The sequence below is a fragment of the Paracoccus sp. P2 genome (genome assembly GCF_046335115.1).
Lineage (GTDB): Bacteria > Pseudomonadota > Alphaproteobacteria > Rhodobacterales > Rhodobacteraceae > Paracoccus > Paracoccus pantotrophus.
Genome location: NZ_JBGOSN010000016.1, coordinates 1 through 19,818 on the forward strand (window position 1 = coordinate 1; position 19,818 = coordinate 19,818).

Below are 19,818 nucleotides of genomic sequence, written 5' to 3' on the forward strand. Positions count from 1 at the left end.
CTTCGACCGGCGGTCGAGTATCCGCCATCGCAAAATACGCTGATGCCTTGCGCAGGATCTCGTTCGCCTGGCGCAGTTCCCGGTTCTCCCGCTCCAGCGCCTTCATCTTCTCGGCCATATCGGTCGGGATGCCCGCGCGCCTGCCGCTGTCGACCTCGGCCTTCTTGACCCAGTCATTCAGGGTCTGGGGGGTGCAGCCGATCTTCGCCGCGATCGACATGATCGCCTGCCAGCGCGACGGATGCTGAGCCTCGTTGTCGAGAACCAGCCGCACCGCACGTTCGCGCACTTCAGGGGAAAACTTGGTCGTCGTCTTGCTCATGATGCTCCATCCTACTCAGGAGTTGGAGCCTCCGGAAAACCCGGCGCGGTTCATTCTGTTAAGATTGCCACCCTTCCGAAACTGCCTTGTTGGACCTCTGACACCTGTTTTCATTCAAAATCAATGAGATACAAGATTTCATCCTAAAGGATTTCCCACCGCCTATCTCAAACTAATTCCCACGCACACAGCGGCGGCTATGATCCGGAAGCCTTGGCGCGGCTGGTCCCGGGGGCTGACGGCGTGATCCCGGTGCCAGTCAAGACGCGGGTCGAGCTTGCGGCGGGGGGCGCCGACATGCGCAAGGGCTTTGCGGCGCTCGCGGCGCAAGCCGATGGGGGTCTATCCGATCCTGGCACAGCGCTATGGACAGCAGCACGGCGCGGCCGTGGTGATGCTGGTGATGACGGTGCTGTCGTTCTTCTCCATCAGCCTCGTTCTCCACCTGGTTGTCGGAAATCCGGTCGCATAGCCTTTCCCATGCAATCGTGCCCTGTGCCACAGGATGTCCTCGGCCAGCTCGGCACCCTCATCGGCCATCGGCTCACCAATGCGATGGATCGCGAAACCATCGAGAAAGCCTGCGGCGAAATGGATCGCAGCGCCCCCGCCTTCATTCCAGCACCGAGTCCGGGCGAAGCAATCGTCGTGGCACCAGAACCGCCCGCACCAATGCCGGTGCAGATGATACCTCTGCCCCTGCACTGAGACCATCCCTCGGGCTCTGCCCGCGCCGCAACGCCTTTCAGGAGTCCAGGCGCATGCCTGCCATCTCTCTTGCCAGCGCGTTGCACATCAGATGCTTGGCCGGGTCGATGGGGCTTGAGGTGGATACGAAGATCCCCACCCGGATGTTGGCAAGCATCTCCTGGATCAGCGGCACGAAGCGGAGCCGGCCGTCTTCGATGTCGTCGTAAAAGCCGATCTTGGTATAAAGCCCGATACCATGGCCGCCCAGGATCATTTGCTTGGCGAGAAACAATGTGTTCGTGAAAATATGCGTCGACAGCGGTGTAACCAATGTCGTGATGGCCTGATCGATGATCGAGTTGCCGCCTCGGGCATCGATGGTGCGCACCAGCCGGTAGGCGGCAATATCGTCTATTGTCACGCTGGTCCTGCCTGCGAGCGGGTGATCAGGGCGAAGAATGACACCGAAGGGCGCGGATTTTTCGGATAGCAGCCTGACGCCGGGATGGTCCGAGAAGGTAAAGGCGATTCCGATCTCTGCCGCGCCGCCGGCCACGGCCTGCACCGCGTCCTCGGGCTGGGCGGTGGTGACGGAGATCGAGATGTCGGGATAGCTCTTTCCGAACTCGTTCATCGCCCGGGGCAGGCAGCCCATCGCAATCGAATCGATCGTGCAGATGTTGATATGCCCCGTGCGCAGATCGCGCATGTCGTCGATCAGGATCTTGGTGCGCTCGAAATCATGCAGCACCGTGCGGCAATGCTCCAGAAGGATCGCGCCCACGGCCGTCAGCTCCACGCCCTCCGGGGTGCGGTCGAAGATCGAGACGCCCAGCCGCTGCTCGACGTTGAGGATCTTGCGGTTTACCGAGGTGGACGAAACGTTGAGCAGCTGTGCCGCCTTGCGGATCGACCGCTGCCGGGCGACCTCGTCGAAATACTTCAGGAAGCTGGTATGCATGCTGCCTCGACACCAGGGGGGTGATGCGGTTTCTGCACCACTGTTGGTAAAACTTTCTCCTATCTGCACTGCATCCGCAACGCTAAAGTCAGTGCAACAAGGTCGAAACAAGGGCCGCCCCACCACCAACAGAGAGATGGAAAGATGCGACACAGAACAAAGCTCGACCGGCGCAGTCTGTTGCAGGGCATGACGGCCCTTGGGGCCGCCTTTGTCGGAACCCGGATCGGTATCGAACGGGCCTGGGCCGCTGATATCCATACGATCAAGCTGCAGCTTGGGTGGCTGGCGGGGAACGGCATCCTGGGGGAACTGGCCGCCGATGAGAACGGCTATTTCGCCGAGGAAGGGCTGGCGCTGGACGTCGTTGCCGGGGGTCCGAACGTGGATGGCGTCGCCTCGGTTGCGTCGGGGCGGGCCGAGATCGGCTCGATCAGCTCCAGCCCGTCGCTGATGCTGGCGCGCTCGCAAGGGCTGCCGGTCAAGTGCATCGCCGCAGGGTATCAGCAGCATCCCTTTACCTATTTCTCGCTCGAGAAGAACCCGGTGCGCGAGCCGAAGGATCTGATCGGCAAGACCGTCGCCACCAACGGCACTGCGCGGATCCTGTTGCAGGCGCTGCTGGCCGCCAACGGCATCCCCGAGGACCAGGTGGAGGTGCTGGTGATGGGCGCGGACATGTCGCCGCTGCTGACCGGCCAGGCCGATGTGGTGACCGGCTGGAAAACCAATGTCAGCGCCCTGTCGGTGCTGGGGCCGGAACGGGTCGACATGACGCTGTGGGATGCGGGCATCAGGCTTTACGCCAATCCCTATTACGTCACCGACAGGTCGCTGAACGAAAACCCCGAGCAGGTCCGCGGAATGTTGCGCGCGATCGCACGCGGCTGGGGCTGGGTGCATGACAATCCCGAGGCCGCCGTCGATATCCTCGTGTCGCGTTATCCCAACCTTGACCGGGATGCCGAACTCGCGGCGGTGGGTTCGGCCGTCGAATACAGCTTCAACGAGGCGACGCGCGAACACGGCTGGGGCACGATGACGCGCGAAAACTGGCAGGCGCAGATCGACATCTACGACCGCCTCGGCCAGTTCGAAGGCGCGGCGCCTGCGGTCGACGACGTCATGACCCTTTCGGTGCTGGATGAAATCGCCGCAATGCGGCCGGTATACGGTTGAACGACATGATGGAACCCATGGAAACCCTGGTGGGGCAGCCGGTCGCTGCGGCACGGGTGAACGCCCCGGCGGCCAGGCTGGACGCGGCAACGGTCCGCTTCGGAACCTATACCGCGATCGACAAGCTTGACCTGGAGCTCGAGGCCGGCGCGTTCTACACCATCCTTGGCCCGTCGGGATGCGGCAAGTCCACGCTGCTGCGGCTGGTCTCGGACCTGATCCCCGCCGCGGGGGGCGATGTCTCGATCTTCGGCAAGACGACCGAAGAGGCGCGGCTGGCGCGGGAATTTGCCTTTGTCTTTCAGGATGCCGCCCTGCTGCCGTGGCGGACGGCCCTGAAGAATGTCGAGCTGCCGCTGGAGATCGGGCGCAAGCGCGGGGTCGCAATCCCCACCGGGCCCCGCAACCCGCGCGAATTGCTGGAGCTGGTCGGCCTGAAGGGCCGCGAAAACGCCCTTCCGCATGAGCTTTCGGGCGGGATGCGCCAGCGGGTCGCCATTGCGCGCGCGCTGCTGTGCCAGCCCAAGCTGCTGCTGATGGACGAGCCCTTCGGCGCGCTGGACGAGATGACCCGCGACCGGCTGAACCTTCAGCTGCTGGACATCTGGCGGGAGACGGGAACGACGATCCTGTTCGTGACACACTCCATTTCCGAGGCGGTCTTCCTGGGGCAGAAAGTGATCATGCTGCGCGCCAATCCCGGACGCCTGCGCGAAATCGTCGATATCGACCTGCCCGAGCCGCGGCAGATGAAGCTGCGCGATACGCCCGAATTCAACCGCTATTGCAGCTATCTGCGCGAACTTCTGGAGACCTGCTGATGGCCGTCATCGAAAACCTTGGCATCGCCGATCCCCATGCCCTTGCCCGCAGCGCGGCGCGCAGGGAAAGGCTGGTCTCGACCATCGTGCCCATCGGGACAGCCGTCGCGCTGGTCGGGCTGTGGCAACTGGGGGTCAGGGCCTTTGGCGTCCCGACCTATATCGCCCCTGCGCCGTCGGATGTCGCCGTCACCCTTGTCGAGAAGTACCCCCTGCTGATGCAGAACTTCTGGCCCACCTTCTTCGAAAGCGTGGCGGGCTTCGTGGTGGGCAATCTTGCCGCCATCCTGATCGCGGTGGCCTTCGTCCATTCCCGCAATGTCGAGCGGGCGTTCTTCCCCATCGCCGTCTTCGTCAACACCATCCCGATCCTGGCCATCGCGCCGATCCTCGTGCTGATCTTCGGGCCGGGCATGACGGCAAAGGTGGTGATCGCCGCGCTGATCTGCTTCTTCCCGACGCTGGTCAACATGGTGCGCGGCCTGCAGTCGGTCAGCCCGCAGACGCTGGAACTGGCGCGGATCCTGTCGGCGTCGAAGGCCGAGGTGTTCTGGAAGATGCGCTTGCCGTCGTCGCTGCCGTTCCTGTTCTCGGCGCTGAAGATCTCGGCCACCACCTCGGTCATCGGTGCCATCGTGGGCGAATGGGTCGGTGCGGATCTGGGCCTGGGTGCGCTGATCATCGACGCGACCTTCAATTTCAACTCGCCGCTGCTTTACGCCACGGTGCTCATGTCCTCGGGGCTGTCGGTGCTGATGTTCGCCCTGGTCACGCTGGCCGAACGCCGGATCGTGCGCTGGTAAGCTAAGACCATTCGAAACAACCGGAAAATCGACGCCGCGGTCCTGACCCGCCCCGGCGTGACAGGAGGAGCTTGTCCAAAATGACCGATCGCATCAGGGATTTTCTCACCACCAGGGCCGAGCAGGTGCCGGTCGTCAGCAACACCGATGTGGTGGTGATCGGGGCGGGACCGGCGGGCCTTTCCGCCGCAGTGTCGGCCGCCCGCAACGGGGCGCGGGTGACGCTGGTGGAACGCTATCACCACCTGGGCGGCATGGCGTCGGGCGGCATGGTCCTTGTGCTGGACGACATGGTGAACGACGGGACCGAGATCGTCACCACCGGCATCGTCAGCGAATTCGTGGACCGGATGCAGCGCCAGGACGGTGCCGTCTTCCCGCCGCCCGAAGATTGCCTGACCAACTGGGAAATGTGGCGGAAATGGGCGCGCTGGGGCTGCATCGACTTTCACAAGCAGGGCATGCCGCAGCCGATCATCCACGCGGTCGCCTTCGACCCCGATGCCTGGAAGCGCGTCAGCCTGGATCTGGTCGCCGAGGCGGGGATCGAGCTGCGCACCCATAGCTGGTTTTCCGAAGCCATCGTCGAGAACAACCGCGTCACCGGCGTGATCGTGCAGACCAAGCTGGGCCGGCAGGCGATCCGGGCGCGGATGGTGGTGGATGCCTCGGGCGATCTGGACGTGGCGGCCTCGGCGGGCGCGTCCTTCGCGACCGGGCAGTTCATCGTCACGACCGTCTTCCGCCTCATGGACGTGGATACCGCCAGGGCGGAAGCGTTCGAATACGAGAACCCCGAAGCCTTCAAGGCGCTGGATCGCCAGGCAAGGCGCGTCATCGGCGGGGCCTGGGGGATGTGGTGGCTGAAGACGCCGCTGCCCGGCGTGGTCTGGTGCAACTGCCCGCATATGCCGGGCTATGACGGCCTGTCGCCCGAACACATGGTCGAGGCCGAATATGAAGGCCGCCGCCGGATGATGGCGCTGCTGGACTTCGCCCGCGCCAACCTGCCGGGCTTCGAGAACGCCAAGATGCTGGGCGCGGCGGAACAGATGGGCATCCGGCAGACGCGGCTGTTGCAGGGCGAATACATCGTCACCAAGGACGACGTGAAGAAGCGGCGCCATTTCGCGGACTCGGTCTGCCGGGGCAGGGACTACTATACCCCCTATCGGGCGCTGCTGCCCCGGGGGATCGACAACCTGATCGTCGCCGGACGGCACTATTCCGTCGAAAGCGAGGCGCAGAAGCAATCGCGCGAAATCCCCCCCTGCATGGCCCAGGGCGAGGCTGCCGGCGTGGCCGTGGCCAAGGCGCTTCAGGCGAACTGCGCGCTGCGCGACGTCGATGTCAGGACCATCCAGAAACAGATGCGGGCGCAGGGCGCCGATCCGGGCGACATGCCCTCGGCCAATGCGCTGATCGAACCAATCGCCGCCGCCTGAGAAAGGGAACCACCATGACGAAACAGCACCTCCCGCTAGAGGGCATCCGCGTCCTCGACTTTACCCAGGTGATGATGGGCCCCTGCGCCACCCAGATGCTGGCCGATTTCGGCGCGGACGTGATCAAGGTCGAACGCCCCGGCGAGGGCGACCTGTCGCGCAACTTCTTCGGAGAGCCGAGCGAGGAGGCGATGAACAACGCCGTCTTCGCCTCGCTCAACCGCAACAAGCGGTCGGTGGAGATCGACACCAAGTCCGAGGCCGGCCGCCGGATGATCTATGACCTGGTCGCCCAGTCGGACGTGGTCGTGGACAATTTCCGCGCCGGGGTGATGCGGCGCCTGGGTTTCGACTATGACACGCTGTCGAAGATCAACCCCGCCATCATCTGCGCCTCGGGTACCGGCTTCGGAGAGGTCGGCCCCTATGCCCACAAGGGTGGCCAGGACGTGCTGGCCCAGGCGATGACCGGGGTCATGGAAAAGACCCAGGATCCGGCGGTGCCGAAGTCGATCTATCCGACCACGCTTTGCGACTACACGGCCGGGATGCATCTTGTGCAGGGGATCCTTGCGGCGCTGCTGGCGCGGGCCAAGACCGGGCGCGGGCAGAAGGTCGGCGTCTCGCTTTATGACTCGATGATCGCCATGCAGATGCAAGAGGCCGCGCAATGGTCGAAGCACCGCGAGGTGCTGAACTGGGCCGCGATGCCCCTGACCGGCGTGTTCGACACGACCGACGGGGCGGTGGTGGTGGTCGGCGCCTTCAAGCCGCATCCGCTGCGCGACATATGCGCGGCCCTGGAGATCGAGGATCTGTCGGCCGATTATCCGAACCTTGCGTCGCAGCGGGCCAACAAGCCCTATCTGCAGGGCCGCTTCCGCGATGCCTTTGCGACCAACACGACCGCCCACTGGATCAAGCGGCTTGAGGATCAGGACCTGCTCTGCGCCCCCGTCCGTTCCCTGGGCGAGGCGCTGGATGACGCGCAGACCGCGGTCAATGGCATGTTGCTGGACCTGGACCACCCGATCCTGGGAAAGATCACCCTGGTCGGGTCGCCCGTTCATCTCAGCGAGGCCCCTCTGGTGATCCGCCATGCGCCGCCGCGGCTGGGGGAGCATACCGACGAGGTCATCCGCGAATTCAACCTGAACGCCGTCGCGCGGAAGGAGGCGGTATGACCGTCCGCTTCGAAGTCGTCGATCACGTCGCGCGCGTCACCATCGACCGTCCCGACCGGATGAATGCCGTCGATGCTGCGACCGATGCCAGGCTTGACCGCATCTGGTCGGAAATCGAGACGCGCAGCGATATCCGCTGCGTGGTCCTGACCGGGGCGGGGGACCGGGCCTTCAGCGCGGGCGCGGACATGAAGGCCGCGAACGGACTCAGCGGGCTGGAATACTGGGGCGCCGCCAATCCGAACGGCTTCGGCGGCATCGCCCTGCGGCAAAGCCTGACCGTGCCCGTCATCGCCCGGGTCAACGGCCTTGCCCTTGGCGGCGGGTTCGAGATGGTGCTGGGCGCCGATATCGTCATCGCCTCGACCGAGGCCCGGTTCGGGCTGCCAGAGGCGCGGGTCGGCCGCCTGCCCCTGGACGGCGGCATGGTCGCCCTGCAACGCCTGATCCCCCGCAACATCGCCGCCGGGCTGATGATGACGGGCCGGATGCTGTCCGCGCAAGAGGCCGCGCGGTTCGGGCTGGTCAACGCGGTCGTGCCGCCCGACGGGCTGGATGCCGAGGTCGATGCCTGGGTCGCGGACATCCTGTCCTGCGCGCCCCTGTCGGTGGCCGCGATCAAGGACACGATCCGTTCGACGGCCCATCTGAATCCGCAGGAAGCGCGCGACCTGCGCCGCCCGGCCCTGATCGCCGCCCTGAAATCCGAGGATTCGGTCGAAGGCGTCGCCGCATTCCGCGAAAAGCGTGCGCCCGTCTGGCGCGGCCGGTAAATGCCATGGCGCTTGTCATCCAGGGCCGCTGCATCGACGTCAAGGACGGGATCTGCACCACCTCCTGTCCCGTCGACTGCATCTACGAGGGCGAGCGGATGTTCTACATCCACCCGACCGAATGCATCGAATGCGGCATGTGCGAAAGCATCTGCCCCGTCGATGCGATCCGATACGAGGACGAGCTGGACCCCGAAAACGCCATCTTCGCACGCATCAACCGCGAGGTCTTCATCAACGAGGCCGGCGAGATGGAAGAACCCGGCGGCTGGTCCCGTGCCATGGCGCCCCGGCCGGACCATCCGGATCTGCCGGCTGCTCCCCGTCTCGTCATGCAGGCAACCCGAAGGAGAATAGGATGAAAGGGATCGTCGCTGCGGTGCCGACACCGATCGATGCACAGGGCCGCTTCCTGGGGGCCGCCTTTGTGGAACATGCGCGCTGGGCCCTGGCCAACGGCTGCGACGGATTGAACGTCCTGGGATCGACCGGCGAGGCGAATTCCCTCGACACCGGGACGCGCCGCATGGTCATGACCCAGGCCGCCGAGGCGCTGGACCTTTGCCGCCTGATGGTCGGGACCGGCACGCCGTCGATTGACGAAACCATCGGTCTGACCTGCCATGCCGATGACCTGGGCTATCCTGTGGCCCTGGTTCTGCCACCCTATTACTATACGCCCCCGTCCGAGGAGGGGCTGATCGCCTGGTACCTGGCGCTTCATGCGGCGCTGGGCGACCGGCCGATCCGGGTCTGGTTCTACAATTTTCCGCAGATGACCGGCTTCGTGATCCCCGAGGCGGTGATCGCGCATCTGCACGCCGCGGCGCCGCAGCGTTTCGATGGCATCAAGGACAGTTCCGGCGACCTTTCCTATTGCCGCGGCCTGGTTTCCCGGCTCCCCGGCCTGAAGGTCTTTCCCAGTTCGGAAACCACGCTGGCCGAGGGACCAAGGGACGGCTTCGCAGGCTGCATCTCGGCCACGGCGAACCACACCGCCCCGATTTGCGCGCGCGTCTGGCGGGGAGAGGTTGGCCTGGCGCCCCAGCTTGCCGAGTTGCGAGCGGCCATATCGGCCTGCCCGCTGATCCCCGCGGTCAAGTATCTGGTGGCCTGCCGCACCGCCAACCCCGAATGGCAGAACGTGCTGCCGCCCTTCACGACCCTTGGCGCGTCCGCCATCGCATCGCTGGATCGGCTGGCGTCCGAGCGCGTCGCAGCCTGAACCCAGCAGGAGAAGATCATGAAAGACGGAAACGAAATCCAGGGCAACCTGATCGGCGGCGAATGGCTGCCGGACGGCGACTGCCGCCCCAATGTGAACCCTTCCGATACCCGCGACATCATCGGGTTCTTTGCCTGTGCGGACCGCACCGCGGTCGATCAGGCCGTCCACGCTGCCCGGTCGGCCTTTCCGGCTTGGGCGGCGGCCGGTCCGCAGGTCCGGCACGACCTGCTTGATGCCGTCGGCACCGAATTGCTGGCGCGCAAGGAAGAGATCGGGCGCCTTCTTGCACGGGAAGAAGGCAAGACCCTGCCCGAGGCGATGGGCGAGACCATCCGCGCGGGGCAGGTCTTCAAGTTCTTTGCCGGAGAGGCGCTGCGCGTCGCCGGCGATGCCCAGCAGTCGGTCCGCCCCGGCATCGACGTCGCCGTCACCAGGGAACCCGTGGGCGTCATCGCCCTGATCACGCCCTGGAACTTTCCGATCGCCATCCCGGCCTGGAAGATCGCGCCCGCGCTTGCCTATGGCAATTGCGTGGTTCTGAAGCCCGCCGAACTGACGCCCGGCTGCGCCCATGTGATCGCGCAGCTTCTGCACAAGCATGGCTGCCCGGCCGGCGTCTTCAACCTGGTGATGGGGCCGGGCTCGGTCTTGGGCGATGCCCTGGTGTCGCATCCGGGCATCGACGCGGTGTCCTTTACCGGTTCGGCGGCGACCGGCTCGCGCATCGCTGCGACATGCGGCACCCTGCGCCGGAAGGTGCAGCTCGAGATGGGCGGCAAGAACCCGATGGTGGTGATGGACGACGCGGATCTGCAGAACGCGGTGCAGGCCTGCCTGAATGGCGCCTTCTTCTCGACCGGGCAGCGCTGCACGGCGTCTTCGCGGCTGATCGTGCAGAAAGGCATCCACGATGCCTTTGTCGAGAGGCTTGGCCGTGAAATGCGCGCCCTGCGCGTCGGGGATGCCTTGCAGCCGGATACCCAGATCGGGCCGGTGGTCGATCAGCGCCAGCTTGATTCCAACCTTGCCTATGTCGAGCTGGCCCGAAGCGAAGCTGCCGAGGTGCTTGGCGGCGAGCGGCTTGAGCTGGACAAGCCCGGTTTCTACCAGGCCCCGGCCCTGTTCCTGAACACGACGAACGACGCCCGCATCAACCGCGAGGAAATCTTCGGGCCCTGCGCCTCGGTCATCCGGGTCGAGGATTTCGACGAGGCCCTGGCCATTGCCAATGACACGGAATTCGGCCTTTCGGCCGGGATCTGCACGGGCAGCCTGAAGCACGCCTCGGAGTTTCGCCGCAGGGTCGAGGCGGGGATGGTCATGGTGAACCTGCCGACCGCGGGCGTCGACTATCACGTGCCGTTCGGAGGGCGCAAGGGTTCGTCCTTCGGCCCGCGGGAACAGGGTCGCTATGCTGCCGAGTTCTACACGGTGGTAAAGACGGCTTATCAGCTGGCCTAGCACGCCCTTGGCAGATCTTTAGCTGAGAGAAGCCTGCGGCATTGGGTTGGGGTCGGTTGGGCATGCAGCCAGGCTTCGACCGTGGCAGGCTTCCCGATCCGGCGACAGATGGATCACCCGCTGTCGCTCCAGGTCCTGGCTCAGCGTGCCGAACGCCGTCCCCAGCGCCAAGCCCGGTCGCCGATACCGATGATCCGCGCTTCGGCCCTGTCGCGGCCGTCGCCATGCCCAAGATGTCGCGGGGCCACAACCGCGGATGGACGGCTTGAACAGCACCGCCGGGCGATGGCCCGGCCGGCCCGTCCGCGCGGCCGCATGGCGATGGAAACCAGGGGCAGCAAGGGGCGTGTCGTCGGGCCCAAGGTCGCCGAACGCTTTGGCCGTTCGATCCTGGAACTGGGCGGCAACAATGCCGGCATCGTCTGCCCTCGGCCGATCTGGACATGGCATTGTGCGCCATCGCCTTCGGCGCGACGGGCACGGCCGGCCAGCGCTGCACGACGATGCGCCGCCTGCTCGTCCACGAAGCCTTGAATGCAGGCATGTCCCTATCCTTTCAATGCAGCGATCTCTTTGGGCAGGTTACGATAAATCTCCGCTGCGGGGCTGGAAAAACGCGATCACGGCTTTCAGGATGGATTTCGGCGGTCGAAGGATGAAGGAGCCCGGTGATGGATGCTTACGGCCATCTTCGCATTCTCGTCAGCATGATCCTGGGGCTGGGGATCACCCGCGTCCTGTCGGGACTGTCGCGGCGCATCCAGTCGCCGGCCCGGACCGAGGGCATGCTGGCCCAGACGATCTGGGCGGTCGTCATCCTGCTGGGCGCCGTGCATTTCTGGTGGTGGGAATTCGGGCTGCGCCGCATCAGCGACTGGCATTTCGGCGCCTATGTCTTCGTTCTCTGCTATGCCTCGCTGCATTTCGTGATGGCGACGCTGATCTTTCCCGACGCGCTGCCCGACCATGCCGAAAGCGAGAGCTTCTTCATGCGCCGCCGCCGCTGGTTCTTCGGCGTCTTTGCGCTGACATTCGGTTTCGACCTGTTCGACACGCTGATGAAGGGCAGCGATTATCTTCATGCGTTGGGGCCCGAGTATTTCCTGAGGCTGGCCCTGGGCCTGTGCGTGGCCTTCGCGGCGCTTCGCGCCCGGACCCTGCAACGCGTCGCGCTGATCGGCGCGGTCTGGCTGGCCTATGACATCAGCTGGATCGTCCGCAGATATGACAGCCTGGGATGAGCCGATGGATGACCTTGCCAACTCCGGGATCGCTGCAGCTTCTTAGGGGCGCGTGCGCGCAAGGGCCGGCGGCGACCGGCCGTCAGGTCAGGCCCGCCTTGCGCAGCCCCTCGACGTAAAGCTCCAGATCCTCGGGATGCTTCAGCGGCGGCACCTTGCGCCAATGCGCGATGGTGAAATTCGGATGCACCTGCATCACCGCGCGGGCATGGTGGCGGGCCTCGTCCATCTGGCCCAGCAGCGCATGGCTGGCCGCCAGCAGCCGGTGCGCCTCGGACTGGTCGCGCATCTTGGAAAGCGTCTCGATGGTCCTGGCGTAATCGCCATGGTGGAAATGGGCGTCGCCCAGGAACCACAGATAGGCGTCCGGGTAATAGGGATTCAGCCGCATCGCCCGCTCCAGAAGCTGCACCGCCCGGTCGCCCTGCCGGACATAGGCAAGACAGTCGCCGGTATAGGCCAGCAGGTCGGCGTCGTTGGGGTTCAGTTCCAGCGCATGTTCATAGGCGGCCAGCGCCTCGTCGTGCTGCTTCTTGTAGAGATGGGCCAGGCCCATTTCCGAAAAGCCGCGCGAATCCAGATTGTCGCATTGCACCGCCCGCTTGGCCAGGACCAGCGCCTGGTTCAGCGCCGCGTCCGGGTCGTTGGTCCAGTTGTAGCGCCATTCGACGTTGAAGGTGCGCGACATCGCCGCATAGCTGCGGCCATAGCTGGGGTCGAGGTCGCGGGCCTCCTCGAACAGGCGGCGGGCGTGCAGGTTGGCATCGGGCAGGAAGCGCAGCCCCATGTCCTGGCCGCGCAGCACCAGCCCATAGGCGTAAAGCGCCGGATGCGCCTGTTCGGCCAGCCGTCGCCGTTCGGCGGTGTCGAGCTGGATCGCCACCCGCGCCGCGGTCATCGCGGTCACGTCGTCCTGGAAATCGAAGATGTCCTGCATGACGCCGTCATAGCGTTCGGACCAGATGACGTTCTCGGATTCCGCCTCGGCCAGATCGACGGTGATGCGCAGCCGGTTGCCGGCCCGGCGGAACCCGCCGGTCAGCAGGTAGCGCACGCCCAGCCGGCGGCCGATCTCGCGCAGTGAGGTGGTCTGCGCCGCGACCAGGACCGAGGAATGCCGCGCGATTACCATCAGCTGCCGGAACCGGCTCAGGTTGGTGATCAGATCGGCGACGATGCCCTGGCACAAATGCTGGTCGCGGGGATCAGCCGAGAGATTTTCCATCGGCAGGATCGCCAGCGAGGCGTCGGGCTGGCTGGGATCGGTGCGGCGCAGCATGTCGCGCGGCAGGGGGGACGCGGGCGCGGCTGCGGCGGCCGAGGGCATCGCGGCATAGATCTCGACCGGGGCCGAGATGTTCTTGAGCCGTCGTCGCCCCAGCGAGCGCAGCGCCAGTTGCGCATTGTCGCGCACGATCCGGTAGACCGTCTCGGTGACGCAGATGCCGCCGGGCTCGGCAAAGCTCTGGATCCGCGCGGCCAGGTTGACGCTGTGGCCGTAGACCCCGTCCTGCCCCTCGAAGGTCTCGCCCAGCGAGATGCCGACGCGCCAGGCGATCGGTTCGCGCGTCTCGGCCCAGGCGGATTCGCAGGACAGTTCGCGCTGCATCTCGATGGCGAAATGCAGCGCCTTGTGGACGTCCTGAAACACGGCGACCAACCCGTCCCCGGCGGTGTTGACCACGGTGCCGCCGTAATCCCCGACCAAGTTGCGGATCAGCGCAAGCGAGCGCGTCAGCCGCAGGATCGTTCCCGCCTCGTCCTGCTCGATCAGGCGGGTATAGCCGTGGATGTCGGCATAAAGCACCGCCTGAAGCCGGGGGCCGGTCAAACCGGGCTGTTCGGTCATGGCTCGTCCAAGGCTCCTTTCGATGGCACCGAGAAAGGCGCAGCCGCCCGGCCTGTCAAGCCCGGATCGCGGCGGCGGGCCGCGTCACGGGGCCCGTGACAGCCGCCGGCACGGGCCTATAATACCCGCATGACATATGACAGGCATCATATCCCGCAATTCGGCCTGCGTCCGGCGCGACCCGAGGAATATCCCTTTGCCGAGGCGATCTATATCGACGCGATGCGGCCCCTGATGCTGCAACTGGACGCCTGGGACGAGCCGATGCGCCGGGCGGCGATCCGGCGCTCGTTCAAGGCGGCGGATTCCTGCATCATCACGCTGGAGGGCAGGGACATCGGCTGGATGCAGGTCACGCAGCGGGATGCCGACTACAACCTGGCCCAGCTGCAGCTGCTGCCGGAATATTGCGGCCGGGGCATCGGCTCGCGGATCCTGCGCGACCTGCTGCATCGGGCCGCGTGCGAGGGCAGGACCGTCTCGCTGTCGGTGGTGCGGACCAACCGGGCCATCGGCCTTTACCTGCGGCTGGGCTTTCGCATGATCGACCCCGATGCCACGCCGATCCTGGACATGGTCTGGGCGCCCGAAGGATTGCGGCGCTGACGCGCGAGGCCGGGATCAAGGGCTATCGCAGCGGTTGCCACCGCGGCGTGGCACCGGCCGAAACCGTGGCGCGGGTCCGGCCGCTGATGGCACGGATGGGCATCACCCGCATTGCCGATGTCACCGGGCTGGACCGGATCGGCGTGCCGGTGGTGATGGTCTGCCGGCCGAACGCCCGCTCGCTGGCGGTGTCGCAGGGCAAGGGGCTGGACCTGGCTGCCGCCACCGCCTCGGGCCTGATGGAGGCGGCCGAGCTTTACCACGCCGAGCATGTCGAGGCGCCGCTGAAGCTGGGCAGCCTGAACGAGCTGGCCCATTCTCACGCCATGATCGACATGGACCGGCTGGCCAGGGTCTCGGACCGGTTCCACCGCGACCTGCCGATGCTGTGGATCGAGGGGCGGGATCTCGTCTCGGGCCGGGCGTGCTGGCTGCCCTTCGAATGCGTGCGGGCGAACTATACCCTGCCGCCGCCCCCCGGCAGCGGGTGCTTTCCCTGCAGCAGCAACGGCCTTGCTTCGGGCAATACCATGATCGAGGCGACCTGCCATGCCATCTGCGAACTGGTCGAGCGCGACGCCGCGACCCTGTGGCACCTGCTGGCGCCCGAACGCCGCGCCGCGACCGGGCTGGATCTCGGCAGCGTCGACGATCCCGCCTGCCGTGCGGTGCTGGACCGGATGCAGGGGGCCGGTTTCGACGTGCATGTCTGGCAGCTGGCCAGCGACCTGGCGGTGCCGGCCTTCTTCTGCCTGCTCTCGGACCGGCGCGAGCCGGGATCGCATCACGGCATCGGTGCCGGGGCGCATCCCGCGCGCGCCATCGCGCTGCTGCGCGCCCTGACCGAGGCGGCGCAGGTGCGCTGCACCTATATCTCGGGCGCGCGGGACGATCTGCGCCCGGAGGACTACAGCCCGCAGGAACTGTCCCGCAAGGCGCGGCGGGCCGCCGGGATGCGCGCCAGCCACCGGCCCGAGACGGATTTCGCGGCGGTGAAAGAGTTCGTCTCGATGGATTTCGCCGAAGACCTGGACTGGCTGCTGTCCCGCCTGCGGGCGGTCGGCATCGACGAGGCGGTGGCCGTGGACCTGCGCAAGCCGGGCCTGGACCTGCCGGTCGTCCGCCTGGTGATTCCGGGGCTGGAGGCGCCCCATGACCACCCCGGCTGGCGGCCCGGCCCCCGCGCCCGCGCCGCCGGGCAGGCCGCGACATGAGCGTGGTGGTCTTTTCCGGCCCCTCGCTGCGCGCGCGCGACCGCGCCGCCTTTCCGCAGATCCGCTTCCTGCCGCCCGCGCAGCAGGGCGATCTTTATCGCGCCGCGCGGCAGCGGCCCCTGGCGATCGGCCTGATCGACGGCAGTTTCGACGGCGTGCCCGCGGTCTGGCACAAGGAGGTGCTCTGGGCGATCTCGCAGCGCATCGCCGTCTTCGGTGCCGCCAGCATGGGCGCCCTGCGCGCCGCCGAGCTTGCGCCTTTCGGAATGCGGGGCGTCGGGCGCATCTTCCGGGATTTCCGCGACGGCCGGCTGACGGATGACGACGAGGTGGCGCTGCTGCATGGACCGGCAGAGACCGGCCATGCCGCGCTGAGCGAGCCGATGGTCAATATCCGTGCCACCGTCGCCGCCGCGCTGGCGGCGGGCATCGTCGACGATGCGGGTGCTGCGCATCTGCTGGCCACCGCCAAGGCGCAGTTCTACAAAGAGCGCGACTGGCCCGGCGTCCTGGCGGCCGCGGCGCAGGTGCCCCCCGCCATGCGCGACCGCCTTGCGGCATGGCTGCCCGGCGGCCGCATCGACCAGAAGCGTGCGGATGCGCTGGAACTGCTGCACGAAATCCAGGCCCATGCCGCGCGCGGCGAACCGCCCCCGGAGCCGGATTTCGCCTTTGAATGGACCGAGGCCTGGGCCAATGCGCCCTGGCTTGCGGCGCATGAGCAGGACACCGGGGCGGCGGATGCGCTGCTGCTCGATGCGCTGCGCCTGCGGGGCGAGCCCTATCTGGACCTGCGCCGCGCCGCCCTGCTGCAACACCTCGCCGCCGAGACCGCCGGGCGCGAGCGATGCGGGCCGGACCCGCAGCGCATCGCCCAGGCCGCGCTGGAGTTTCGCCTGCCGCGCGGCTTGCTGCGCGGGCAGGACATCGACCGCTGGGCGGCGGAAAACGGGCTGGACCGTGCGGGATTCGACCGGCTGATGGCCCGGCTGGCGACGCTCGAGGCGATGGCGCAGGACCGCGACGCGGCGCTGGGGCCGGCGATCCTGGACCAGCTTCGGCTGGACGGCGGCTATGCCGCCTTGCGCGAGCGCATCCTTGCCTGCGCGGATTCCGAGCCGCCGCCGCCGCCGCCGCTGCTGGTGGCCTGGTATTTCCGCACCCGTCTTGGCCGCGACCTGCCCGAGGATCTGGAGCATTACGCCCGCAGCCTCGGCTTTCGCGATATGGGGCATTTCCAAGCCGCGCTGGCGCGGGACCATGCGCTGTGGCTGAAAGACGGGCAGCCGCCGCCCGATGCGGGCGCGAGCGACAAACCCATCGACAGCGGCCGCCCGGCACCGTAGTCTGAAGGTCCGGGCCCGCAGGCCTAGCCCTGCGCGGCGGTGGAAAATTCCCTTTCCCGGCGGAGGTTGCGATGCCCGAGACCTTGCTGAGCCCCTCGAACCTGCTGCTTTTCGGTCGCGTGGTCGAGGATTTGCAGATCCGCCCGCCCTCGGCGCATGGCAAGCACGACGATCCCCGGCATGGGCCGTTCCCACGCGCCCGCGGCGGCACGCCCGGCCTGCTCGAGCGGCAGTTGCAGGCCGAAGATGCGAATTTTGCCCGCATCTACGGCTTTGCCTTCGAGGGGCTGTATCACGTCATGCCGCGCCCGGCGCTGTTTCTGGTGCACGGACCGGGGCTGGATGCAGGGAAGGTCATGTCGCAGCTGCGCTCGCCGCAGGCCGCCCCGGCCGAGGCGATGGGCGAGGGGACGGGTGAGGGGGCGCGCGGCCTTCCCCAGCCCGACGACCTGATGGTCTGGTCCTATGACAAGGCCGATTACTCGATCCGCCTGGACGTGCGCTCGGGCATGTTCGAGCAGTTGCTGTTGGATCCGCGCGGTGGCCCGGAACGCGGCATGAGCGTGCACGGGATGAGCGTGCGGGGCATGAGCGCAGGCAGCGACGGCAAGGATTAGCCCCGCCCCCGGCTGGCCCCCGCCCATCGCCCCCGCGCGGTTCCGCGGCGGCTGGACAATCCGAAGGAATGCGGGTCAGGATCGGCATGATCCTGACCCTTCTTTCAGAGATACGTTAGAACGAGAAAATGGTTAAATGCTCTGAAATTTCCACGGAAGCTGGGCCGGACCCGTCAGGCCCTGACCATTGCCTGGCCGTGCAGGCCGGCACGGCCCTCGATCCGGGCCACGGAACAAGCGGCCGGGGTATCGGGAACCAGGGCCGGCGGGTCGGCAAGCACCTTTGCCGCCGCGTGCCACAGCGGCGCCTCGGCGGCGATCAGTTGCCGCGCGGCCGCGATGCCCCGCGGGCGCTGCGCGGATCGGGCCAGGGCCCGGTAGTCGGTGACAAGCCCGCCCAGCAGCCGGCACAGATCCTGCATCGCCTGTTCCAGCCGCTGGGTCACGCGGGACTGGGTGGCGGTCTGGGTCGCAATGGACAGGGCCATGGCGATCTGTGGCGCGGCCTCGCGCAGCGGCCGGTATTCCTGGGACAGCCCGGCCAGCAGCCCGACCAGCTGCGGCAGGCGGCCGGCCATCGGGCCAAGCTGCCGGGCGATCTCGTCACGCGACAGCAGGGTCGCCGCCGCCTGGTTTTCCAGCCGGACCAGGATTTGCGCCAGGTCGTGGCGTTGCGCCAGCGCGATGCCGTCGCCCCGTTCCAGGAACGCCTCGATCGCCGCGGCAAGCTCGAACGCGGCGGGCTCGATCCGGGCGCAGGCGCAGATCATCGGGCCATCGGCGCCTTCGAGCCGCTGCAGCTCGACCGCCAGCGCGCCCCAGAGCCGCTGCTCGCTCAGCCGGATCATCCCGGCGCTGTTGTGCGGCGAACGGGCGCGGCCGCGCAATGACCCGCGCGCCTGCTCCAGATTGGCGGCGATGCCGTTCAACTGCGGCACGAGATCGGCCGCCGACGTTTCGGCCAGCGCGGCGGCCCGTTCGGCGGCCTCCTCGACCTGAATCATCATCGACTGGACGCGCGGCAGCAACTGTTCGAGGCAATAATGCGACATCGCGCGCAGGCTGGCCTGACCATCGACAGCCGCATGGGCCATGATCCCGGCCCGGTTGGCGACGATCTGCGGCGGATCGCCCTGAAAACGGGCGCGCACCTGCACATGCAGGGCAGCCATGGTCAGTTGACGCAGCAGGCCGGCGGCCGCGGCCAGCGGTTCCTTGGCAATACATGGTGCGGAATGTCTGTTCGACATGAAACACGCCCTTTGGTTGCTGGAGTTGACCCGGATCCTGCCACAGCCGTCGCCGCGGTTCTGTGCGCGGGCGCACAAAGCCGGCCCCGCGCAGGTAAACGATTGAATGGTATGGGGAAAGGATGAAGAAGATTCTGGATTTGGCCGAGTTGCCGTGGTTCGCCGGGCTGCCGGGCGAGGTTCTGGCCGGAATCGAGGCCGGCTCGCGCCGCCGCCATGTCGCCCGCGGCCAGCTGATCCTTGAACGGGGCGATCCCGGCAGCTCCGTGCTTTTTGTCCTGTCGGGAAGCGTCCTGGCCGTGCAATGGACGCCGAGCGGGCGCGAGATCGTCTATAGCGAGATCGCCTCCGGCAGCGCCTTCGGCGAGCTGTCGGTGCTGTCGGGGACGCCGCGTTCGCTGTCGCTTTACGCGCGCACGGCCTGCGTCCTGCTGGAGATGCCCGGCCCGCTGCTGATCGGGCTGGTGGATACGCAGCCGCTCGTCCGGCAGGCGGTGCTGCGCGGGCTGGTCCGGCGGATCCACGACCTGACCGAACGGGTACACGAGCTGACCTCGCTGGATGTCGAGGAACGGCTGCGCGCCTATCTGCTCCGCGTCTCGCTGGAGCATGGCGGGCTTGAGCCGGGGTGCCGCGTGCCCGATCCGCCGACCCATGCCGAGATGGCGAACATGATCGGCGCCAACCGCGAGGCGGTCAGCCGCGTGCTGGCCAAGCTCAGCCGCGCGGGCATCATCGAATCGGGGCGGAAATACCTGCGCATCCTGCGGCCCGATGCCCTGATCCTGGACGAGACGGGCAAGGGCGGCTGATCCGCGGCCGCGGCAT

General features: G+C 66.9%; 21 protein-coding genes and 1 pseudogene. 18 read left to right on the forward strand and 4 right to left on the reverse strand.

Annotated features, from left to right (window positions below; genetic code table 11):
• Nucleotides 1-322: transposase (locus tag ACDP63_RS11840; RefSeq protein WP_409928084.1), on the reverse strand; the 322-nt coding region annotated here is incomplete at its 3' end.
• 334 nt (nucleotides 323-656) lie between these two features.
• Between ACDP63_RS11840 and ACDP63_RS11845 the strand changes: the two genes are divergently transcribed.
• Together ACDP63_RS11845 and ACDP63_RS11850 are read left to right on the forward strand one after the other, a co-directional pair.
• A complete protein-coding gene (locus ACDP63_RS11845; protein ID WP_155987201.1) occupies nucleotides 657-794 on the forward strand; it encodes a hypothetical protein in 138 nt (45 codons plus the stop codon).
• A gap of 23 nt (nucleotides 795-817) precedes the next feature.
• Entirely contained in the window at nucleotides 818-1,030 is a 213-nt protein-coding gene (locus ACDP63_RS11850) for a hypothetical protein (RefSeq protein WP_155987200.1), read from the forward strand.
• A 37-nt stretch (nucleotides 1,031-1,067) separates the two neighbouring features.
• Here ACDP63_RS11850 and ACDP63_RS11855 read toward each other — a convergent pair whose 3' ends face one another.
• Nucleotides 1,068-1,973: a LysR family transcriptional regulator gene (locus tag ACDP63_RS11855; RefSeq protein WP_024844225.1), complete on the reverse strand. Its 906-nt coding sequence runs from the start codon at nucleotides 1,971-1,973 to the stop codon at nucleotides 1,068-1,070.
• Between the two features lie 144 nt (nucleotides 1,974-2,117).
• On the opposite strand from ACDP63_RS11855, the gene ACDP63_RS11860 reads away from it, so the two are divergent.
• The 11 genes and pseudogenes from ACDP63_RS11860 to ACDP63_RS11910 all read left to right on the forward strand — a co-directional run bounded on the left by ACDP63_RS11860 (nucleotide 2,118) and on the right by ACDP63_RS11910 (nucleotide 12,108).
• Nucleotides 2,118-3,152 carry an ABC transporter substrate-binding protein gene (locus ACDP63_RS11860; protein ID WP_409928085.1) on the forward strand — a complete coding sequence of 345 codons (1,035 nt, stop codon included), beginning with the start codon at nucleotides 2,118-2,120 and terminating at the stop codon, nucleotides 3,150-3,152.
• Between the two features lie 5 nt (nucleotides 3,153-3,157).
• The gene (locus ACDP63_RS11865; RefSeq protein ID WP_244314561.1) at nucleotides 3,158-3,973 is read left to right on the forward strand and encodes an ABC transporter ATP-binding protein; all 816 of its coding nucleotides are present in this window, start codon (nucleotides 3,158-3,160) and stop codon (nucleotides 3,971-3,973) included.
• Entirely contained in the window at nucleotides 3,973-4,776 is an 804-nt protein-coding gene (locus ACDP63_RS11870; protein ID WP_147427490.1) for an ABC transporter permease, read from the forward strand. Before ACDP63_RS11865 ends, ACDP63_RS11870 begins: the two co-directional genes overlap by 1 nt.
• Before the next feature lie 80 nt (nucleotides 4,777-4,856).
• Entirely contained in the window at nucleotides 4,857-6,221 is a 1,365-nt protein-coding gene (locus tag ACDP63_RS11875; protein WP_024844221.1) for an FAD-dependent oxidoreductase, read from the forward strand.
• Between the two features lie 14 nt (nucleotides 6,222-6,235).
• On the forward strand, nucleotides 6,236-7,405 hold the full coding sequence (locus tag ACDP63_RS11880; RefSeq protein WP_024844220.1) for a CaiB/BaiF CoA transferase family protein: 1,170 nt from the start codon (nucleotides 6,236-6,238) through the stop codon (nucleotides 7,403-7,405).
• Nucleotides 7,402-8,178 (forward strand): enoyl-CoA hydratase-related protein, encoded by a 777-nt coding sequence (locus tag ACDP63_RS11885; protein WP_024844219.1) that lies wholly within the window; start codon nucleotides 7,402-7,404, stop codon nucleotides 8,176-8,178. Before ACDP63_RS11880 ends, ACDP63_RS11885 begins: the two co-directional genes overlap by 4 nt.
• A 5-nt stretch (nucleotides 8,179-8,183) precedes the next feature.
• Nucleotides 8,184-8,540, forward strand: a complete 357-nt coding sequence (locus tag ACDP63_RS11890; RefSeq protein ID WP_024844218.1) for a ferredoxin family protein — start codon at nucleotides 8,184-8,186, stop codon at nucleotides 8,538-8,540.
• Nucleotides 8,537-9,403: a dihydrodipicolinate synthase family protein gene (locus tag ACDP63_RS11895; protein ID WP_024844217.1), complete on the forward strand. Its 867-nt coding sequence runs from the start codon at nucleotides 8,537-8,539 to the stop codon at nucleotides 9,401-9,403. Before ACDP63_RS11890 ends, ACDP63_RS11895 begins: the two co-directional genes overlap by 4 nt.
• Nucleotides 9,404-9,421: 18 nt before the next feature.
• Nucleotides 9,422-10,867 (forward strand): aldehyde dehydrogenase family protein, encoded by a 1,446-nt coding sequence (locus ACDP63_RS11900; protein ID WP_024844216.1) that lies wholly within the window; start codon nucleotides 9,422-9,424, stop codon nucleotides 10,865-10,867.
• A gap of 342 nt (nucleotides 10,868-11,209) precedes the next feature.
• Nucleotides 11,210-11,400 (forward strand): annotated as a pseudogene (locus tag ACDP63_RS11905) (aldehyde dehydrogenase family protein); the annotation flags it as partial.
• 138 nt (nucleotides 11,401-11,538) lie between these two features.
• Nucleotides 11,539-12,108 carry a hypothetical protein gene (locus ACDP63_RS11910; protein WP_024844215.1) on the forward strand — a complete coding sequence of 190 codons (570 nt, stop codon included), beginning with the start codon at nucleotides 11,539-11,541 and terminating at the stop codon, nucleotides 12,106-12,108.
• 82 nt (nucleotides 12,109-12,190) lie between these two features.
• On the opposite strand, the gene ACDP63_RS11915 is transcribed toward ACDP63_RS11910, so the two are convergent.
• A complete protein-coding gene (locus ACDP63_RS11915; protein ID WP_024844214.1) occupies nucleotides 12,191-13,957 on the reverse strand; it encodes an adenylate/guanylate cyclase domain-containing protein in 1,767 nt (588 codons plus the stop codon).
• Between the two features lie 129 nt (nucleotides 13,958-14,086).
• Between ACDP63_RS11915 and ACDP63_RS11920 the strand changes: the two genes are divergently transcribed.
• The 4 genes from ACDP63_RS11920 (at nucleotide 14,087) to ACDP63_RS11935 (ending at nucleotide 17,740) form a co-directional block, all read left to right on the forward strand.
• The gene (locus tag ACDP63_RS11920) at nucleotides 14,087-14,563 is read left to right on the forward strand and encodes a GNAT family N-acetyltransferase (protein WP_024844213.1); all 477 of its coding nucleotides are present in this window, start codon (nucleotides 14,087-14,089) and stop codon (nucleotides 14,561-14,563) included.
• 47 nt (nucleotides 14,564-14,610) lie between these two features.
• Nucleotides 14,611-15,777 carry a YcaO-like family protein gene (locus ACDP63_RS11925; RefSeq protein WP_024844212.1) on the forward strand — a complete coding sequence of 389 codons (1,167 nt, stop codon included), beginning with the start codon at nucleotides 14,611-14,613 and terminating at the stop codon, nucleotides 15,775-15,777.
• Nucleotides 15,774-17,123, forward strand: coding sequence for a TfuA-like protein (locus ACDP63_RS11930; protein ID WP_231486692.1), 1,350 nt, complete (start codon nucleotides 15,774-15,776; stop codon nucleotides 17,121-17,123). The genes ACDP63_RS11925 and ACDP63_RS11930 overlap by 4 nt, the downstream gene beginning before the upstream one ends.
• A gap of 71 nt (nucleotides 17,124-17,194) precedes the next feature.
• Nucleotides 17,195-17,740 carry a hypothetical protein gene (locus tag ACDP63_RS11935; protein WP_024844211.1) on the forward strand — a complete coding sequence of 182 codons (546 nt, stop codon included), beginning with the start codon at nucleotides 17,195-17,197 and terminating at the stop codon, nucleotides 17,738-17,740.
• 173 nt (nucleotides 17,741-17,913) lie between these two features.
• Here the strand turns inward: ACDP63_RS11935 and ACDP63_RS11940 are convergent, their stop codons facing one another.
• The gene (locus ACDP63_RS11940; RefSeq protein WP_024844210.1) at nucleotides 17,914-18,990 is read right to left on the reverse strand and encodes a hypothetical protein; all 1,077 of its coding nucleotides are present in this window, start codon (nucleotides 18,988-18,990) and stop codon (nucleotides 17,914-17,916) included.
• 122 nt (nucleotides 18,991-19,112) lie between these two features.
• Here ACDP63_RS11940 and ACDP63_RS11945 point away from each other — a divergent pair, with 122 nt between their 5' ends.
• The gene (locus tag ACDP63_RS11945) at nucleotides 19,113-19,802 is read left to right on the forward strand and encodes a Crp/Fnr family transcriptional regulator (RefSeq protein ID WP_024844209.1); all 690 of its coding nucleotides are present in this window, start codon (nucleotides 19,113-19,115) and stop codon (nucleotides 19,800-19,802) included.
• Nucleotides 19,803-19,818: the final 16 nt, after the last annotated feature.

Coding starts and splice junctions, on each gene's coding strand:
- ACDP63_RS11845 (WP_155987201.1), top strand. CDS start 657: ATGGGGGTCTATCCGATCCTGGCACAGCGCTATGGACAGCAGCACGGC.
- ACDP63_RS11855 (WP_024844225.1), bottom strand. CDS start 1,973: ATGCATACCAGCTTCCTGAAGTATTTCGACGAGGTCGCCCGGCAGCGG.
- ACDP63_RS11860 (WP_409928085.1), top strand. CDS start 2,118: ATGCGACACAGAACAAAGCTCGACCGGCGCAGTCTGTTGCAGGGCATG.
- ACDP63_RS11865 (WP_244314561.1), top strand. CDS start 3,158: ATGATGGAACCCATGGAAACCCTGGTGGGGCAGCCGGTCGCTGCGGCA.
- ACDP63_RS11870 (WP_147427490.1), top strand. CDS start 3,973: ATGGCCGTCATCGAAAACCTTGGCATCGCCGATCCCCATGCCCTTGCC.
- ACDP63_RS11875 (WP_024844221.1), top strand. CDS start 4,857: ATGACCGATCGCATCAGGGATTTTCTCACCACCAGGGCCGAGCAGGTG.
- ACDP63_RS11880 (WP_024844220.1), top strand. CDS start 6,236: ATGACGAAACAGCACCTCCCGCTAGAGGGCATCCGCGTCCTCGACTTT.
- ACDP63_RS11885 (WP_024844219.1), top strand. CDS start 7,402: ATGACCGTCCGCTTCGAAGTCGTCGATCACGTCGCGCGCGTCACCATC.
- ACDP63_RS11890 (WP_024844218.1), top strand. CDS start 8,184: ATGGCGCTTGTCATCCAGGGCCGCTGCATCGACGTCAAGGACGGGATC.
- ACDP63_RS11895 (WP_024844217.1), top strand. CDS start 8,537: ATGAAAGGGATCGTCGCTGCGGTGCCGACACCGATCGATGCACAGGGC.
- ACDP63_RS11900 (WP_024844216.1), top strand. CDS start 9,422: ATGAAAGACGGAAACGAAATCCAGGGCAACCTGATCGGCGGCGAATGG.
- ACDP63_RS11910 (WP_024844215.1), top strand. CDS start 11,539: ATGGATGCTTACGGCCATCTTCGCATTCTCGTCAGCATGATCCTGGGG.
- ACDP63_RS11915 (WP_024844214.1), bottom strand. CDS start 13,957: ATGACCGAACAGCCCGGTTTGACCGGCCCCCGGCTTCAGGCGGTGCTT.
- ACDP63_RS11920 (WP_024844213.1), top strand. CDS start 14,087: ATGACATATGACAGGCATCATATCCCGCAATTCGGCCTGCGTCCGGCG.
- ACDP63_RS11930 (WP_231486692.1), top strand. CDS start 15,774: ATGAGCGTGGTGGTCTTTTCCGGCCCCTCGCTGCGCGCGCGCGACCGC.
- ACDP63_RS11935 (WP_024844211.1), top strand. CDS start 17,195: ATGCCCGAGACCTTGCTGAGCCCCTCGAACCTGCTGCTTTTCGGTCGC.
- ACDP63_RS11940 (WP_024844210.1), bottom strand. CDS start 18,990: ATGTCGAACAGACATTCCGCACCATGTATTGCCAAGGAACCGCTGGCC.
- ACDP63_RS11945 (WP_024844209.1), top strand. CDS start 19,113: ATGAAGAAGATTCTGGATTTGGCCGAGTTGCCGTGGTTCGCCGGGCTG.